The organism is Photorhabdus sp. P32, from assembly GCF_038085095.1.
Taxonomy (GTDB): Bacteria; Pseudomonadota; Gammaproteobacteria; order Enterobacterales; family Enterobacteriaceae; genus Photorhabdus; species Photorhabdus luminescens.
In genome coordinates this window covers 13,672-32,406 of the sequence record NZ_JAZGJN010000240.1, presented here as the reverse complement: position 1 = coordinate 32,406, position 18,735 = coordinate 13,672, and the positions used below count along the sequence as shown (strand labels likewise).

General features: G+C 41.5%; 17 protein-coding genes. All 17 read right to left on the bottom strand.

Annotated features, from left to right (window positions below):
* Positions 1-211: 211 nt before the first annotated feature.
* Positions 212-1,366: an alpha/beta hydrolase family protein gene (locus V2H77_RS07975; RefSeq protein WP_341498383.1), complete on the bottom strand. Its 1,155-nt coding sequence runs from the start codon at positions 1,364-1,366 to the stop codon at positions 212-214.
* Positions 1,367-1,385: 19 nt separating this feature from the next.
* On the bottom strand, positions 1,386-2,828 hold the full coding sequence (locus V2H77_RS07970; protein WP_341498382.1) for an SRPBCC family protein: 1,443 nt from the start codon (positions 2,826-2,828) through the stop codon (positions 1,386-1,388).
* A complete protein-coding gene (locus tag V2H77_RS07965; RefSeq protein WP_341498381.1) occupies positions 2,828-4,375 on the bottom strand; it encodes a class I adenylate-forming enzyme family protein in 1,548 nt (515 codons plus the stop codon). The genes V2H77_RS07970 and V2H77_RS07965 overlap by 1 nt, the downstream gene beginning before the upstream one ends.
* Positions 4,376-4,398: 23 nt before the next feature.
* Entirely contained in the window at positions 4,399-4,647 is a 249-nt protein-coding gene (locus tag V2H77_RS07960; RefSeq protein ID WP_265380250.1) for an acyl carrier protein, read from the bottom strand.
* A 34-nt stretch (positions 4,648-4,681) separates the two neighbouring features.
* Positions 4,682-5,797, bottom strand: coding sequence for a beta-ketoacyl synthase N-terminal-like domain-containing protein (locus V2H77_RS07955; RefSeq protein ID WP_265380251.1), 1,116 nt, complete (start codon positions 5,795-5,797; stop codon positions 4,682-4,684).
* A complete protein-coding gene (locus V2H77_RS07950) occupies positions 5,790-7,076 on the bottom strand; it encodes a beta-ketoacyl-[acyl-carrier-protein] synthase family protein (RefSeq protein WP_341498380.1) in 1,287 nt (428 codons plus the stop codon). The genes V2H77_RS07955 and V2H77_RS07950 overlap by 8 nt, the downstream gene beginning before the upstream one ends.
* Positions 7,077-7,902: 826 nt before the next feature.
* Positions 7,903-8,718 (bottom strand): cyclase family protein, encoded by an 816-nt coding sequence (locus V2H77_RS07945; protein ID WP_341498379.1) that lies wholly within the window; start codon positions 8,716-8,718, stop codon positions 7,903-7,905.
* Complete coding sequence (locus V2H77_RS07940) at positions 8,711-9,424, bottom strand: 4'-phosphopantetheinyl transferase family protein (RefSeq protein ID WP_341498378.1); 714 nt, start codon at positions 9,422-9,424, stop codon at positions 8,711-8,713. The genes V2H77_RS07945 and V2H77_RS07940 overlap by 8 nt, the downstream gene beginning before the upstream one ends.
* Positions 9,425-9,426: 2 nt before the next feature.
* Positions 9,427-10,197 (bottom strand): SDR family oxidoreductase, encoded by a 771-nt coding sequence (locus V2H77_RS07935; protein WP_341498377.1) that lies wholly within the window; start codon positions 10,195-10,197, stop codon positions 9,427-9,429.
* A 743-nt stretch (positions 10,198-10,940) separates the two neighbouring features.
* Entirely contained in the window at positions 10,941-11,258 is a 318-nt protein-coding gene (locus tag V2H77_RS07930) for a helix-turn-helix domain-containing protein (RefSeq protein WP_341498376.1), read from the bottom strand.
* 104 nt (positions 11,259-11,362) lie between these two features.
* On the bottom strand, positions 11,363-11,866 hold the full coding sequence (locus V2H77_RS07925; protein WP_341498375.1) for a BsuBI/PstI family type II restriction endonuclease: 504 nt from the start codon (positions 11,864-11,866) through the stop codon (positions 11,363-11,365).
* Positions 11,863-13,332, bottom strand: coding sequence for an Eco57I restriction-modification methylase domain-containing protein (locus tag V2H77_RS07920; RefSeq protein ID WP_341498374.1), 1,470 nt, complete (start codon positions 13,330-13,332; stop codon positions 11,863-11,865). The genes V2H77_RS07925 and V2H77_RS07920 overlap by 4 nt, the downstream gene beginning before the upstream one ends.
* Before the next feature lie 185 nt (positions 13,333-13,517).
* A complete protein-coding gene (locus tag V2H77_RS07915) occupies positions 13,518-14,897 on the bottom strand; it encodes a VasL domain-containing protein (RefSeq protein ID WP_341498373.1) in 1,380 nt (459 codons plus the stop codon).
* Positions 14,898-14,951: 54 nt separating this feature from the next.
* Entirely contained in the window at positions 14,952-15,386 is a 435-nt protein-coding gene (gene tssE / locus V2H77_RS07910; protein WP_049584507.1) for a type VI secretion system baseplate subunit TssE, read from the bottom strand.
* Between the two features lie 3 nt (positions 15,387-15,389).
* Positions 15,390-15,926, bottom strand: coding sequence for a type VI secretion system lipoprotein TssJ (tssJ, locus tag V2H77_RS07905; RefSeq protein ID WP_341498372.1), 537 nt, complete (start codon positions 15,924-15,926; stop codon positions 15,390-15,392).
* On the bottom strand, positions 15,907-16,983 hold the full coding sequence (tssG, locus tag V2H77_RS07900; RefSeq protein ID WP_341498371.1) for a type VI secretion system baseplate subunit TssG: 1,077 nt from the start codon (positions 16,981-16,983) through the stop codon (positions 15,907-15,909). The genes tssJ and tssG overlap by 20 nt, the downstream gene beginning before the upstream one ends.
* A complete protein-coding gene (gene tssF, locus V2H77_RS07895) occupies positions 16,947-18,713 on the bottom strand; it encodes a type VI secretion system baseplate subunit TssF (RefSeq protein ID WP_341498370.1) in 1,767 nt (588 codons plus the stop codon). The genes tssG and tssF overlap by 37 nt, the downstream gene beginning before the upstream one ends.
* Between the last annotated feature and the right edge of the window lie 22 nt (positions 18,714-18,735).

The following is an 18,735-nucleotide window of genomic DNA, read 5'->3' as shown; positions in this document are numbered from 1 at the left end:
GTCACATAGTTATCTATGCTCCCGGGGATTCGCTCCCTTGCCGTCGCGATGCATCTTGAAATCCATTGGGTATATACCCTTCATCTTTCAAGCTGCTGCTTTGTTGGCTGCTTTCACTCACCCCAGTCACATCGTTATCTATGTGACTGGGGATTCGTTCACTTGCCGCCGCGCTGCAACTCGAAATCTATTAGGTATAGTATAAAATAAGTTAGCCTTTCTTATAGCCATTCAGCCAAAATTGCTCACTAACCCAATCTGAAACTTGTATCATATATTCGTTTATTTTATTTAAACAAACATGAGCCTCAGATTCATAACATAATAACTTATGATTATCACCCCATAACTGATCTAATTTTTTCACTTTATCGATCGGAAATATATCATCTAATTCACCATGAACAGTAAAAACCTTGGTTTTACAAGGTAAAGAGACATCCAATTTAATTTCATCAAAAAGAGACTGCATACAATTATTATCTTGCATAAATGCAAACTGGAAATCTTCTTTAAGCCTTCTTGGCAACTTATCAAACTCTGCTATTTCAGGTCCACCGGATAAATTGACGATACAACAAAATTTATCGCCAATTTTTTGCGCAACGCGTAGAGCAAAATAACCACCAAAACTAATTCCTAAGAAACAGAGGAGATCACTATTAATTCTGGCGTCATCCTCTAATAATTTAACTATAGAAGAAACATATAATTCCATATCGATAGCTATTGGTGAGTTTCCAAGATTTATTCCCTGTCCTGGTCCATCAAATATAGCTACCGCCATATTTTTCCCCAAGAAAAACTCGGCTAAAGATAATATTTCAATTTCAGTCATTGAATCCAATCCATTGGATAAAATAACACAAGGCAAAGGATGATTCTCTTCTTCTTTATACCCTTTAGGGAATATAAGGAAAAACGGCATATGAAATTTATCGACGACAATATACTGATGTTCAACTAACAAATCACTATATTTTATACTAGATAAAAAACATGAACGAATATACTCTCTGAGCTGTATCTTTCTGCTCCTATCACTGAAATACATAAATTCGGCCCAATGATAACAGGCAGCAGCACTCCTCAAAGCACGAACATGGCTGACTTCACTTTTAGCCGAGTTTGCGATACTAATATAGCTATCACCCACTTTTGACCAATTAATCATCCATTCATACCAAAACTCTTCAGAGGATAAGTCTAAATTTCCCTCTGAAAAATGACTCAATGCCGCAACAACATCTCCCCAATGAACTTGGGGAGCATATTGAGAATTTAAGAAAAATAGTCTTGGCATAAAATAACCACAAGTAGCAAGAAGTTCTGGCGAAATTCTATTGGGTTTATTTTTATTATTCATCTTACTTTCCTTTGATTTACTAAATACGAGCGTCTAACCACTCTTTACAGGCAAAGACCATTTTCTTACTATTTTCTGAAATAGCATTTTTTACTATCTCTCGTTGTTTTGCTTTATCTTCTGTACCAAATTTAACTGCACATAAATCATGATTTAACTCAACATCATGACTAGAAACAATGAATGAACCGCTTCCTTTATTAAATATCCGCCATGAACCACTATGAGACTTTAATACTAAAGGCGGCTCTGGTTGGAAATATTCAATCGATAAATTATCTGCATCACAGAATCGTATACTACGGAAAGTCTCATTTCCATTTGGTGTTGATACTTCCATATTAAATTCTTGATATTTATCATCATTGTAAATGACTTTTACTGAATCACAATGAGGCAATATCTTACCCCAGTCATTGATATTTAAAAATATATTATAAACATCATCAACTTGGTGAGGAATATAATATCCTGCTGAGAAAGTTAATAAATTTGATTTTTTATGACTTTCTACCTGGCTCTTGAAACTATCCATCTCCATTCGAGTATTATCATTAATAAATGAGATAACAAAGGAATTAGCCTGGTCATGATTATCGATACCATCAACGATACCACTGACATCTTCTAATAAAGTCCAGTTCCTTTGTACTGTTAAAATACAGCGTTGATCATTAATGGGAATGATTTGCCATCTGCCAGACATTGTTTTGAATAATGGCATCGGTGTAGGCATAACATAGTCAACCCGATAAATAGCATCAAAATAATATCGTTTCGTTTGCCAACTTACTGCTTTATTATTTTGTTTTGCTTTGATTTCAACCAATTCTTCATTGCCTGATCTATTTAAAACTTCCGCACCATCACAGAACGAAAAAATATCCGTCCAACAAGAGACATCCTTAACCAAAGCATAGACCTGCTGCGCTGGCGCTTCACATACGGCTGAGTGGGTAATCGTTCCTTTTAATATTTTTTCTACACCTTCTGCTGACTCTACAATATTTTTTATGTTCTTGAGTTCTTTAACTGAATTATTATCAATAGCTTTACTGATAAATTCGTGTGCCTGTTCTACTGTTTCAACACCATCAATTAACCCAGTGATCTCAGACTCAAGATCATACAAATGCTCTAACAGCAGCACACATTGCTGAGAATTAATTTTAATCACGCGCCATGACGTTTCCATTTCTTTAACTAATGTCATTGGCGGATTCAGTTTCGATTTTATACTGAATGTTTCTGGATAAAATTTACGGTCTGATTCCCACTGCATTAAAATACCGTTAATTAAGGCTTTAACTTGTATTTTCTCTCCTTCTTTATCTCTAAAGAGCACTTTTATTTCCTGACAGGGTTCAAATATTCCCGGCCATTTATCAGAATTAATAATAATTTGATATACATCTTCTATTTGAGCATTACAGACAATTGAATGTGATTCTACATAATTCATTATTGGTTCCTCAATGTAAATAATTTTTTAGGATCGATTGATTTAATTAACTCTGATTTCAATATCTTATCATTATGGCTCTTTGGAAAGTATTCATCAGTAACATAGAACCAATCCGGCCATTTTTCTCGACTAAGTTTACTCATTAAAAATGATGAAATAATATCTTCAATTTCAGGTAATGACTTCTTCGATATCTCTCCACTCATGCAAGCAACCGGCTGATCAATAGCAACACCATTTTCATGGAAAGAAAAACCAACAACCGTAGCCACATTCACATTGGGTATTCGGGATAAGATAGATTCAATTTCTTCAGGATAAATTCTATGTCCGTTAGCACTCATAAAAGTATTTTGCTTACGTCCCTTTAAAACTAAATAACCTTCTTCATCTATATAACCGAGATCGCCAGTGGCAAACCATTCATCAGGAGGCGTTATTTCTCCAGAAAGGACATCATAATATCCTTCCATAATACTTTCACCTCTTAGTATAATTTCTCCGATATTATCCGATGAGCCTATAATAGGCTTAACTGCCACTTCCAATGTATTATCAATCTTGCCAACACAATAAATTGAATTGAGATATCTTTTATCACGATGATCTTGCTCACCTACCCAACAGAAAGGACCATAAGTTTCACTTAACCCATATCCCTGCACCCATTCACAGCCAATTAATTGGCGCCCTTTCTCAAGTACGCTAGGAGGCATCGCCGCAGCGCCATAAGCAACCACCCGTAAACAAGAGAGATCAATATTAAGTTCTGCTGTCGATTTAACGAATAATTTCATTGATTCTGGGCGTAACATAATATGAGTGATTTTATTGCGAGAAAGATAATCAGGCCATCTCTCTACATTTCTATCTTCGGGTATAAAAAGTGTTGATTGATGTAATAATGAGCCGAAAGAAAAAATCACTCCAGTTGTATTATTCAACAAACCTGACATGAATATTTTGGCATCTTGCGTAAATTTTAATTTCTCGGTCACCGAATAAATTCGACGACATACTAACGATTCTGAAATACTAATGGCTTTCGGTTTACCTGTACTCCCACTGGTAAACAGGACAATAAAGTTAGCAATAGGTTGCGGAGAATAAGTTATCATTGGGATTTCCGCAATATCATCACTAACGCCGAGCTTATGATCTGAAATATCAATCACATTAATGTTGTTTTCTTTTAATTTTCCAACAAAATGTTTATCTTTTTTGAGATAAACAACAAAATCGTATTGCACTTCATTGGTGAAATTAATCCATTCATCGATTGTCGCTGATGATAAATTATAGGGCATTAATAAATGCAACCCCATAGCACTGGCGGCAGCTAAAAAGAAAACACCTAATTCATCATGTTCAAATATAACAATGACTTTATTACCTTTTTGCACTCCTCGACTAAGTAAATCGTCAATTAAATGGGAAACAGAAGATATGACCTCTTTTCTTGTATAATGATAATCCTTAGTGACAATACAATCATGATGTAAGTTATCATGCTCTGAATGTAACAACATAGAGATTAGTTTCATTTCTGTTTCCCTTTAATTAGCAATTAATTTTTATCGTTTAAACTTGATGAGACGAAATCAAGAACGGCTCTTCCTGTTTCCCAATTACTGAACTGACTTTTCGTCACAGAAATACCGAACTCTTTCGTAATCTCTTTTGCCAAGTCAGCCAATTCCGTAGAATCCATATCATAGGCATCAGCAAGGTTTGCATCCATATTGAAATCATCAATATTAACGTTAAGAAAAAGAGACAAAATCGTTCTTATTTTTACTTCTGGATTATTATTCATATATTTTTCCTCGCGTAATTAAATATTTTAGAGATTAAATTGCTGAAAAACTCAACGCACATACATGACCTTGGTTACTAAAGCGCTGAATTATTATTTGGTTAGTATTTGAAAGTTCATTTATTTTATTAGATTGTTGATCTCCATCCCCGTTATTTTCTGACAAAAATGATGATGCCAGCACTGAATCAATTACCCCGCTGACTGAAAATTGGTTATTCAAATAGGGTCTCAGATTTATAAATGATGTTTTTATCTCTTTATTTGAGAAAGCCTTACTCGTTATCTCTTTTTCATCATCATATATTCCATCCATAATAAACACAGCATTCTCATTATGGTTAAATAGCTCAGCAGTATATTCTAAGGTGTTATCCCTGGTATTTTTATCCGGTGCAAAATAATCAACAAAACCGGTTAATTCACACAATATCGAAGCGCCACGTTCTAAAGCATGTTGCCTCTCTTCCAGCACTAGAAATGCAGCGCCTTCGGAAAAATCTCCTGGCCGTTTTTCGCCAAAAACCTCAGAGTGTTTTTGGTTTGACGCTTTCTCCAGCAAATTTTTAACTAATTGGCTGGAAAGATGCTCTGACGCGCCACATAACATCACTTCCGCAACACCATTAGAAATCGCTTCCGCTGCATAGCCTATTGCTTGCATCCCTGCCACATCGGAGGTGGAAAACGTTTTAGATTGTGCGCTAAAACCATAAAGCAGTGACAATTGCCCTTGAAGCGCCGCAGGGAACCATGCTGTGGCAACATAAGGTCCCATTCCCGTTATGCCTTCAATATGGAGCGCTTTAACTTCATCCTCAATATATTGCCATCCGCCAAAACAGTTTCCGACATATATGCCAACGCGATTGGGATCAAGCTTATCTACATCCAATCTACTCGCTTTTAATGCCATTTCAACGGCGACGATACCATAAGCCGAAAATTCATCAATTTTGCGTCTTAGGCGGTTATTGATATATTTTGCCCCATCGAAATCACTCAATGTTCTTATTACAGAACTTGCGGTGGTATTATTTTTCGATTCCTGGCCCAATAACTTCTGCATGACTTTTGATTTTATGGAGGTGACATCATTGCCATCAGGATGTATTGCGCCAACACCGGTAACGACAACTCTTCTACGCATTGTCTACTGCCCTCATAACAATAACACTGTGAATACCAGAAAAACCACTCGATAATTTTAATGCGGTCTTAATTGGATATGAGCAACCTTGATTAGGAATATAATCTAAATCGCAATCAGGGTCTGGCGTTTGATAATTAATTGTTGGATGAATATACTGCTTTTCTATTTCCAGACATAATGCTACAGACTCGATCGCATTAGCGGCAGCTAAAGCATGACCTGTCATTGACTTTAATGAGTTAATTGGAATATCAAATGCGCTTTCTCCCAAAACAAATTTAATCGCATTTGATTCATTAATATCATTTTGAGCCGTAGAACTGCCATGAGCGCTAATATAATTTACCGCTGATGGCGATATCTGGGCATCCTTCAATGCCATATCAATGCATCGCGCCATTGCCATTCCATCCGCAGGCAAGTCAGTCATATGATAAGCGTTATTGACGGACGCATACCCTGCTAATTCAGCATAGATATGCGCTCCACGCTGCTTAGCGTGTTCATAAGACTCTAAAATTAATATTCCACATCCTTCAGCAATCACAAACCCATCCCGCTCAAGGGAAAAAGGACAAGTCGCTGCTTGCTGATTCTCCAGCTCTCTTGATGATAGCGCCCCTAAAGCTTCAAAAGAGCCGATAGAGAGTGGACAAAGCGGCGCTTCACTGGCGCCAGCCAGCATAACATCCGCTCTGCCATAACGGATATGCTCCATCGCAATGCCTAATGCATCAAGTCCTGCCGCACACCCGGTTGATATGTTACTGACGGACATAGATGCGCCATATTTTTTCGCCACAGAGGTGGCGGCAGAGCTGAAATCAAAGCTGTCATAATCTTCTAATTTAATTAAATCAGGGTGAATATTCTCTTTACCCCCTTTGGTGATCCTGAGCAAACACTCTTCCATCCCCTCAGCATCGGCAATCGCTGTTGCTATCGCAACGCCAAAACGCCGGCCATCAATGTCTGAAGGTTTTAAATTTGCATCTTGCATTGCCATCTCAGAGGCTTCTAGCGCAAACTGAAGATATTTACCCTCACTTTTCAGCACAAACTCTTTGTTATTACTCTTGCTACCGTCAACTTTTCCTATTGCTCCGCTTTTAAAACCAAATCTTTCTCTTCCCCACTCATATTCGATCACTCCCGATTTGCCATTATGAATATTGTTCCAAAATTCATTAACGCCAACACCTGTCGGTGCGACAACACCTAGCCCTGTCACCACAACTCTACGCGGTTGAGATTCATTTCTGTTATTTATTATCACAATAATTATCTCGATAAAATATAGAATAAACACTTATTCAGGCAAGTTTTATTAATATAAATCTCACCTATTTTCATTTAAGAAAATCATTATTTTCAAGTAGTAATATTAAACTACTTTATTTATCTTCAAATTTACATTTGTTATATATTTTTTTTGATTTTTATCTCCTAACAAAAACTTTTGAAAATAAGCACCAGACCATAACTCCATTTGAATACCCATTTGGTTATTTCACTGATTTTTCATCTACTTAAACTGTAAGAATAATATAAATATTTCAGGTTAAACCAAACTAAGTTAACTCCCTTCAATCTGCATATATACCCTTCATCTTTCAAGCTGCTGCTTTGTTGGCTGCTTTCACTCACCCCAGTCACATAGTTATCTATGCTCCTGGGGATTCGTTCACTTGCCGCCGCGCTGCAACTCGAAATCTATTAGGTGTATAGAATAATTAAGCTTTTTCTTAATAACTCAATTTATTCTTAAAAATCATCCAGAAAGGAGATGACAAATTTATTATCATAGAGCTTATAGCTGCTCACATTACAACATAGCAAAGATAATATATCTTTTGCTAACTTATTTATCGCCTTGCTCACTGGAATTTCCGATTAAATCGGCGTATCTACTCTACCTCTAATTATTAATTTACACTGAGCTATATCTTTGTGGATTCGATACAAGTAAATCATGCAATGCACAATTCATACCTTAAGCACTTTCTCTAAACATCTAAGGCATATTAGATTTAGTTGTATGATCTTGAAGTCTCTTTTCTGCTCATATTTCCCCCGTCTTACCATATAATTATATATTATTATTATAATATTGCGACTACTCGACTCCATGAAGCATCTGCTTTCTCTAATTTTATTGGAAAACAACACACTTTAAATCCATAAGGTTTAGGAATACTGGTTAAATTACAAAGCCGTTCTATCTGTAAATAAGGATGATCTCGTCCGATAAAATGAGATGGCCATAAGCAATCTTTATTCCCAGTTTTTTTATAATCGTTAATCATCTCGATGAATGGCCGATCAAAGCTAAATGCATCTGTCCCAATAATCTTTACCCCTTGCTCTACTAGCCATTGAACAGCACTACTTTCAATCGCTCTATAGTGAGTAAAATAGGATTTTGTCCCCATGAGTTTATCAGCTCCGGTATTGATAAGGACAATATCATTTTCTTTTATTTTATAATTAATTTTCTTTAATTGATTTTCTACCGCCTGTTTATCAATTGACTGATTATCATGACTAAAATCAAGTAATACACCATGACTATAAAACCAATCCAAAGGAATATCAGTAATTGTCGCTGGCTGATCTTGCCCTTCATGCCACCCATAGTGATAGGGGGCATCAATATGCGTTCCGGTATGCGTGGTCAATTGATAATACATCAGTGATAATCCCATACCATCAGGAAAATCATTGTGATCAATAATCCACTTTTTGCGTTTAAACAGTTTTACAAAGGCTCTTTTCCACCATGAACTGGTATGGAAATACAAATAACTCTCACCTAATTTATTGGCGCCCTCTTTATGATCAACGATTCCCCTAGTTACTTTCTCAGGTTCCCAAAAATCACAATCTATAGGAACACTTAAATCAATAATATTACTCATTTTTGTTCCTTATAATTTCGGAATAGTTTATTTCCTTGATATTTGGTGTAGAAATGACTTTCCTTTGAGATAAGGCACAAACAAATTGCTGACTATGAATCAATAATGTGCTCGCCTCTAATTCTTTCATATCTTTAACAGAATCAGAGTTATTAACCAATAATTTCTCATGTAAAGTCGAAGCAAATAATTTAATATATGCTTCAAGTCTAACCCAATAATATAGTGACATTAAATGATAATAGTTGTTAAATCCGAGACTAACTCCTGATAGTTGTTTTAACATTACACCTTTCATATATTCCAGCTCTTTATCCTTAATAAAACGTTCAATAATTTCTGAAAATTTTACCTTAGAAGGAGTGACTTCAATATCAACACCTATTTCACTTGAGCTAAAACCAATGGCACAATAGTTTCCAGAGGCACTCAGTGAAAAATAATATTTGAAGTCTTGCTCCGTGGATATATAAGGTTTTCCGTTATCATTCGTTATGATTTCATAATCAGATAGATACCGACTCAAAACATAACGTAATGCAGCCCGTCTAAATATAAATCTCTTTCTTCTATCCGCTAAACAAATTTGGTTATGGCGAACTATATCAGAACGGTGAATTAACTGTTCAATAGAAGCTAAATCAATATCGTCGATTTTTATAATCCAAAGATCAAAAAAATCAGATGATAAAGAAATACCGTCCATAATTAGTAATTACCTAATCCACCACACACATTAAGTGCTTGAGCGGTTACGGCCGCGGCGAGAGGAGATGCAAGATAAGCAACCATTTCCGCCACTTCATTAGGTTCAACATATCTTCCGATAGGAACACGCTCTTCTACTCTTCTTTTCGCCTCTGCGACATCAGTGCCCCAAATTTTGGCGTAATGTTCTCTAACACGCTCCGCCATGTCACTCTCAACAAACCCAGGACAAACCGCGTTAACCGTAACGCCTGAACCATTACGCGCTAATTCAAGCCCCAGGGATTTAGTCAGGCCGACAACACCGTGCTTAGAAGCAGAATAAGGCGCGCCATGAATAACACCTTGTTTCCCGCCGGTAGAAGCAATATTAATAATTCTGCCGCCAGATAACATTAATTTTCTGGTCAAAGCTTCACGTATAACAAAATAAGTGCCATTTAAATTAACGTTTATGACATTTTGCCAAGTTCGTGGGCTTATTTCAGCAGTAATACCGCCACCAGAAATGCCAGCGCAATTCACCAGAACTGTCAGCTTATTATCTTCCAGTTGGTCAAACGCTTTTTTAACATCGTCATGATTAGAAACATCACAAACTATTTTCTTTGCAAATTGACTGCCATATTTATTGCGTAGTTTTTCAATTGCACTATCAAGGCGCTCAGGAGTACGCGATAATAATATTGGTTCAAAACCATCCTCAGATAATCTTTCTGTAATTGCGTAACCAATATCTCCTGTCGCACCGGTAATAAAGGCATATTTCATCTGAACTATTCCTATCGTTATTTATATTATTGCTATTCACGGAAAAACACGATTACCCCTTACAAGCATTATTCACAAACTAGTGACAGTTTTTGTCAGCATTTACAAAAAATATTAACGGTTTTACGTAAAGATCAATAATATACCGGTGTTACATTTACAGTAACTTATAATACCAAAACTCTTTATCATGTCACTACACAAATTCATCTTTTCTGACTAATCAGATAATCAAATAAATGGCCAGCAATAATCACCGTATTTAAAAAAGGTTGAAAACCATGATGTTATGGATTAACCGTTAGGTTATTTTTTCATAGAATGGCAACAGAATAGGAGGGACAAAGTACAACATAAAGAAACCTGAAAGCTTTCATTACCCATCACCCAAACAAGCTTATGCTCCCAATTAACCCCATTGTTAGCACAAATTGATGGCGAGACACATTCCAAGAATACACTCTTACCATCAGCATGTCAGACCGTCTAAAACCGGCGATATACCAAAGTTAATCACCGGCTGGCTTATGTGACAGTTTAATGTATACCTGACTCCTCTATGTAATATAACTTTTGGTTATATTTAATATAACCCAGAAATATATTTCAACAACGTTATTAAAAGGCATCAAATATAAAAATCATGATTTCCAAATATTCTCTATCAGAATAGTTTAGATCTTAATTTTATAACAAATAATTCGCTTATTAATAAAAGCTTTACCAGATATTCATTATCATATTTACGCAACTTTTATTATTTTATCCACAGCGACAGTCACCACACCTTCATGATAACTAAATTCGAAATTCCAACCGAGCCGATTTAGCATATCGAATAATTTATCAATAGTGTGGTTTTCCAACTTCCCATTAATGATCTCGCTAATTCTCGCTTGAGTCGTTCCCAAAAGCTCCGCCGCTTTTACCTGACTTAAACCACGCTCCTGAATCATTTTGCGGATGATCACCATTAGTTGAGCGCGAATATGTTTATCATTTGCCTCGCTAGGATTATTGCTAGATGAAATATAAGGGTTTTTCGTCACTATAAATTCCATAATTTCTACCTTAATTAGCACCAAAGCCGAATAAGAAAACTATATCAAGCAAGAATCTATATCAAATTTGATATAAACGCAATATCTATCCACACACAGCACACTCATTCATAAGGGCCGAGGAAACGCACCCCGTTAAAATGAATAAGATGGGACGGCGCATCTGCAACCCACACCTCACTCTCCCATGCAATTTCGCCAAGGTAGCGGCTCATAATACTTCGATTCGGAAAGGCGGTAACGTAGACCAGACCAGCGGTCGATCCAGCAAATAATTCAGCGAGCTCAGCGTGCCGCTTGCTATCAACTGGGCCATGACTAGTAACAGATTCAGCCAACAACAACCAATTTTTCGCTGTGTAATGCAGTACCACGTCTGGCATCTTACCGTGTGAATCTACATCAACACCCAACCCAGATAACAGTACCGAGTCGAAGTAACCCCACTTGTCGCCAGTATCACCCGCGTAGACCAACACACTACCCGGCGTGAGGTTCAATAGAGCCAACAGACACAAAGCAGAACGCTCATTCTGTTGTGCACGTGGCAACCCCAAAGAAATGATGATCTGGTACGCCGCTTTGATATAGTCGTTTTTGTCGTTCACTCGATTATGTTTCCTAATTTGGCATCAATCATAGCTTGCGTGAGTTCTCCTTGCTGCATAGCCCATTCGCCAAGTTCAATCAAAGTTTCGCGGCTCGGGTACTTCATCATCTTGAGGTCAGTTGCATTAACCTGAGTATGGCCGTTGAAACGTCGAAAATTCTCATCAACAGCGGTCGTGTTCAGGAACACAGCCAAACCACGGGCCAATCGTTCGGGCAAACCATGCTTGTCCTCATGGAATAGGTTTAAGTGGTTCTCAAAGCCCAGTACCGGCGCGTCACCAAATGTATCTGGTTCAACCACATTCGCCATGATTCGACGCTTTTCCTCTTTGGACGAAAAACGCCGTACCACACAGTAAAAACCGCTTGGGTAGAGCCACTTTTCAGTGTCAATGTTGCGTTCAATAGCGTTAGGCTTTTTCATACCTTCTATGGGCCATCGAGTAACGTTGCTGCTGAAATGGCCGGGATAGAGTAAAGGCGCGGTCCCCGGCCCCGGCATGCTGTGCAGGTGCGCTTTCAGCCGGAAGTCAACCACAGGCCCAGTAGATACCTTGATACCAAGGTCAGCCAGCGTATAGCGGATTGCCGAGGATAACTCCAGGGCGCTTTTCTCCGGCGACGTGGGCACATGGATAAATTGCTCGGGATCATCCGGGAATACAATCCGATCAAATGGGTACTCATGGGTAGCAAGGTCGGTTAAAGTGTCATCAGTCGAAGTTGATACCGTCACTGGCCCTTGCTGACCACCACATTCAAACCGAATGATAATGTTCTCTTGCAAAACTTCGTCATCTTTGAACGCCTTGCTGCGCGATCCAAATAGGTGCATATGCCGAATAGCTGCACGCTCTAGAATGAAATGACGGAATGGCCGGTAATAGGGTCCGTTGCAGAAGCTGCGCGGGATGATCGCCACGATCTGTCCACCTTGCGCCGCCTCAGACACGGCAAGCGCTACAAAGGCCGAATACAGGTTGACTGTCTCAATGCCAACACGGCGCAAAGCCAGTCGATGCGCTGAATTACTGTTAATCTTTTTGTAAGGCGGATTGAGGATCGCATGTGTATAATCTTGCTCCTGCTGATCTGCGGCAGTTGCCAGTTCAATATAATCACCCACGATGACACGCGGCGTCACATTGCTGTATCCAGCCAAGTGCTGCGCTAGATAGCCACACAAGTTGTCGTCAATCTCGTAAGCCGTCACCTCAGCGGACTCAAAGTCAAAACCACCCGTCACCCACCGATCAAGGAAAGCACACGATAATGTCCCCACTCCTGCGCCCGCATCTAACAGGCGGCAAGTACGCAGAGTGCTAGGTGGAAAAAGGGATGCCATAAAACAGGCTACGTTAGCAGGGGTCATGAATTGACCGAATTCAGCCTTGCGTTTCTTAGTCATCCGGGGAGCAATCTTGCGGCGCACACTGTCTGCGGTTTCTAGTTGTTGGAGCATTATCGTATCTGGATAGTAAATTTCGTTTAGTGTAAATGATACACCAGTGAGCAACAATGAAATCTGATTTTACCTCATCTCCTCTACACTGGCTGTTTTAACATCCATAAAAAATAGATAAAACATCCCCCCTTTCATGATCAGCATGTTAACCCGATTTTGTTAATTTCTTACTTTCCACCAAGCTACCCTCCTACTTTCAGCAACAAATAATAGCGATTCAGCAATTGACTAAAACGGGTGTCAATTTGCATCAGTAATGCCAGAGATACGGTACCGCTCTTTTTTTGCTCCGCCAGTTGACGCAGCAACTCTTCTAACGGCGGAGTATTCGTCAACGGCTGCCGAATACCAAACACCATAGACTTCAATTCAGAACCGGTGAGATAACGACCACGTTTTTCATCCAATGCATCAAGTCGCTCTGTCAGATGTTGCAGACGCAATTGAGCTAAATGGTAATTTTCTAATGCCGACATAGGCAACGCCGCTGCCTCACGCTGGTGTAACCACTGATTTTGCATATCCTGTACTGCTTGACTGGCCGGCCACAATGTACGTAGCTGTTGCAATAGCCGAGAGCCATAATTCAAAGGCCACAAGCCCGGCAAAGTGTTTAAATGTGTCAGTTGCGCCCGACTCGCATCCAACGTTTTATCCTGTAACCGGCTCAGTAGCGCCGCATTGTCCGATTGGTGTAATTCGGCAAGTTGAGCAGGAAGCAGTGTCTGCGGTAATGGCGCCGTCGTCGCCAGTAAAGCCTCAACCAATGGGGACGGTTGCCGCATCCTGTCCACCAGCCAACCGCCTGTCACAACCAACGCACAAAATGCAACCCCCGCCACAAAACCGTGCCAAGCTTTCCAGCGCGAGGTAGTCAAGACCTGAGCGACTTTGACTTGCGGCTGCACTGATGAGGTTGTCTCCTGTACCACATAGATCAGTTGCGGCGAAGAGGATTCCTCGGGCAACAAAATAGCATTACTCTCAACAGGCTGCGCCGAGGCGAGAGATACCGGTACCGCGCCCTTTTCCTGCTCCAGAGACTCTAATCGCCGGGCGCTGTTGTGAAGCTGTACACGCAGGCTGTCGAGTTTACTCACATGTTTCAGCTCCAGACGTTGAAGTACTTCGCACAACTGCTCAAGCACCTTCTCCACTCGGTAAATGAACGGCAAGTCAACATAAGAGAAGACGCAAGTACGCAATACCTGCTGTAAACGGGCAACCAGCCAGGCGAAAATTTCAATCCGGGCATGAGTTGGTTGAGGCCAGAACTGCGCCCATTGATGGCTCACTAATCCATCAATCAATGCCAATCCTTCATCAATACCGGCTAATCCGGCGCGTTGAGCTCGGGCCAATGTGTACCAAGCGGCACTTTGTAGCTCTACGCCATTTAATCGAAACAACGTCAGGCAAAGTTGTTCAACTCTGGCCCAATTAACATCAGGTCGAGCCGGATGGTTCAATTTACCGATCTCTTCTTTCAGTGCGCTGAATTCCGGCAGCGCACGTGGGTCATCCCCGGTATGTATCGTGTTACCGGATGATATTGCAGTCATAACAGTTATCCTTATCAGACTATTTCAGCAAGCTAGCCTAAATGAAACAGAGGGTTAATCTATATGGCCTTGTTGACGTAAGTGGCGGATTAATACTTTCCCTTCCGGTACAAATTCCGTACTAAAACGCACTAATCCTATGTCTTTCAGCTCTGCGTTGATGTCATAACGCAGATGCCCCGGCTCAATTTGCGGTAGTAATGTGATATAGACTTGTTTCAAACGCGGTTCATAGGTCAACAACGTGTGTTCGATTGTGGCAATCAGACTCTGTGACGACGCCGGCAGCCCTTGCAAAATGACGTTGAAATCAGGCAGGCCATAATCCGGCAAATGGGCAAGCGAACCCGCACGGCTGCTCAGGATACGTTGCATATTATCCATCACGGATAAAATCACCTGATTCCGTTCATCGATCTGCTTGAGATCCAACCCACCGTTAAAGTTAAACATCAACATTTCGTAAAGCGAAGGTCTTAGATGTTTCATTGATCACCCCTTCATCGCATTCAGTGTCAGGGCGCCGCTACCCAACTCGATCGTGCGCGGTTTATCAGCATCCAATTCGTCGCGCCTGATCACCAACCGCCAACCATTGTCGGCAGCATCCGGTGTGTGAAACAGCCCTACAATCCCAACAAACCGTGTCGCTTTCTCCATCGGCATATCCAGTGACACACTCCCCTTCGGCGCCACTCTGATATCCCGCTGCGTCAGCCGATCCGGCTTAAGCACTTCACTATCGCCTTTCAACAGTTCCGCATAACTGGCACGCTCAAATGCTCTATTGTCTTTAAGCTGATAAACACGTACTACCGTGCTCAACGGAGTTTGCGCATCGGTGGCGTTAAGCGCGCTGCGAGCGCTGAAATCCAAACGCAGCGTTTTCACCTGTTTATGAAAAATGGATTGCGTCACGGCTACCGTGCCGTCAGTTACGGTCTGTGTCAGACCACATCCAACTAACCCTTGCGTCATCAGACACACGATGCCGCCCATCACGACGGATTTAAAATTGATAGCTGCCATTCTCGGCCTCCCTATATTGATAACTCGGTAAGAGCCCTTGATAGCGCCCCAGATTAATTTTCACCATGCCTGAAACCGTTTGTGCTCCCGATTTCAATCCCAATACGCCTGTTCGACCTAACCGAACGCGCTGTTTCCCTAACTGCGCCGATGGCAATACCCATTTGGGTAAAGTGAGCTGTAATCGCACACTGCAACGCCAGCCCAGATAAACACGCAGCAACACCAACAGGTCGGTATGCAGTTCTCCCTGCGGTAACCACCCTTGAGCTTCATCGGTATCTTCGGTATAGAGATCCAGCGCCATTTGGCTGTTAACATCCGTCCCGACTTTGCCCAGTACGGGACGTTGAGAAAGTGGAATCGGATGGTGACGACTTAAACGAACCGGTTGGGTAAACCGTACTCGCTTGCGATCATGAGGAACCACCTGTACCTGCGTGAGAGGAGCCAACAGCTTGACCAGCGCCATCACGCCTTCCGCTATCCGGGTTGGCAACCGCATAATACTGAGCAGCGCCAAAAAGCGAGAAGCCGGCGTAGCAATATGTTGCTGGCTGCCGGCGATCCCCAAACCAATCAGCCCAAGCAGGCATTGCGAGGTTTGATCTTGACCACTCGGTTCATAAGTCGCGGGATAGGAATATTTACGCCAGATACGGTAATACTGGGTCATTATTCGATGGTTAAAAATATCCAGAAAATCTGCTACGCTTTCATAGCCTTCACTCTGCTGAACGATATCATTCAGATAAGCCGTCGGCAGCGGTGAATCTACGCCATACAAGCCAAGAAACGTTGTACGTACTGTCGGCGGCTGTTCAGGCTGTTGCTCATCCCACTCCACATTTTTAAATTCACCGGCGGGAAACCCCATACCGGGATCAGGCCGGAAACGGATCGGATCATCACCGGGCGACATCGTACTGCCTAACGGCGGACACCCATCCCGCATACTCTCCAGCAACTGACAGAAGCGATAAAAGTTAAAATCGTAAATGTTCGGCGCCAATTGCTGCATTAACCGGGAATACGCTGATTGTGATTTTCTTGCCATCGCAAACATCTCCCTGATGGTTGAAGGATTAGTGTCAATTGGTTAAACAGATGAATATCGGTATACAGCGAGAAGAAACGGTTAAGCAGCTCACCGAATAGGAAAATATCGCCTTCGCCGGAAAAGCCATTGCTGTTCAGCGTAATCTCAATATCAACGCCCCGGAGTAGAAAGCCCTTTTCAAAACGTTCAATCAACGCGTGTTTCACCCCAACAATGGCATCCAGACAGCGGCAGTTCATCTCGTCATTCGTCCAGTTATAAAGCCCTAACGTGCCGCGCAGCACTTCCGGGTTATCCATCATGCTAAGAAAGTTAGAACCGAGATGACTCAATATCCGCCAGTGGAAACGGTCATTCGCCGGGGGATAACAAGGCAACGTTGGTGAACAGAGGTTGCTTACGCTCAGCTTGCCTGCGGCGGAGTGCAATGTCTGTTCAAGCTGTGTATTACGTAATGCCTGACGGGGTAACTGACCGTTGGTTCCGGTGATACGCAGCGAAAGGGTTTCATCATCAATCTCTGGGTCAGTTTCAAACGATTCCCCGCCGAGGATCAGCCAGGTATCGTGCAAACCCGAAGGACCTCGAGATACACGCGTATGGAAATAACGCTCCGGCGCGGAACTACGCATAATACCGCCCCGATGGCGAAAGCTGCTGAACGGCACAAAACGCTGCGCATCGCCTCGTCGAGAAGAGGAGACTTCATCCACCGAATAGATTTCGGTATGACCATCCTGAATGCGCATCGGGCGCAGTAGATACTCATTTTGCAGACGCGAAATGTGCATCGGATCGGCTTCAACATTGAACAAATTGATTACCGGCACACAATGCAATCGGATATTTTCCGCTGAAAACTTCAATTCATAGGGCCACAGCTCACTGAGTACGATATCCAACTCAAACCAAGGCGTACCGCTAGAAATCTCTAACGAATCCAAGCCATTGAGCGCCACAAACATAAATTTTTCGCGGAAAGTAAAATATTCCAGCAACAACTGATAACCACTGAACGCGCTCCCTTCTTTCGGCCATAAGAGATCATCGCTGTCAAACCCCATCGGTGAAAAAGAGCCATTATTAAGATGAGAACGCTTTTCCTGATTCGGCAAGCGTGCGTAAATATGTTGAGTCTGTCGGGTTAGCGCCAGATGCAAGGCAGAACTCACCGGACGGCCCGCTTTGAGGTACAGAGGCAGCCGCGTCAAATCCACTTTATCCCACTCCGTCAACTGACCGCAGTCAAAACGCAAACGGATCACTGAACGGCCGTCAGCTTCATTTTGCAACGTAGCAGAGGCGATATGCAGCGGTGTAATCTGCACATCACGGGTAGTCCGGTAATAGCAGCGGGTCTGGCTTGGCCCTACGGGCTGAGATATCACTTCAAACCCTTTGGCGATCATCTCACTTTTTGCCAAAGTCTGATAATCCGGAGCCAATTCAACAATGGAAAGTGAAGGAATAGTCCGCAGATAGTGCGGCCAGAGCAAACTAACCAGCCCTTCCGTCAGTTCCGGCAAATCATCGTCAAGTTTCTGGCGCATCCGTCCTATCAGGAAAGCGAAGCCTTCAAGCAATCGCTCCACATAAGGATCGAGATCCCGATCATCACTCAAATTCAGCATGGCTGCCCGGTCCGGGTGCGCCTGCGCAAACTCTTTGCCAGCTTCACGCAGATAGTGCATTTCCGCCTCGTAATAGCGGAGAATTAAATCATCCATATCATCACTCTTAATGGTTGTT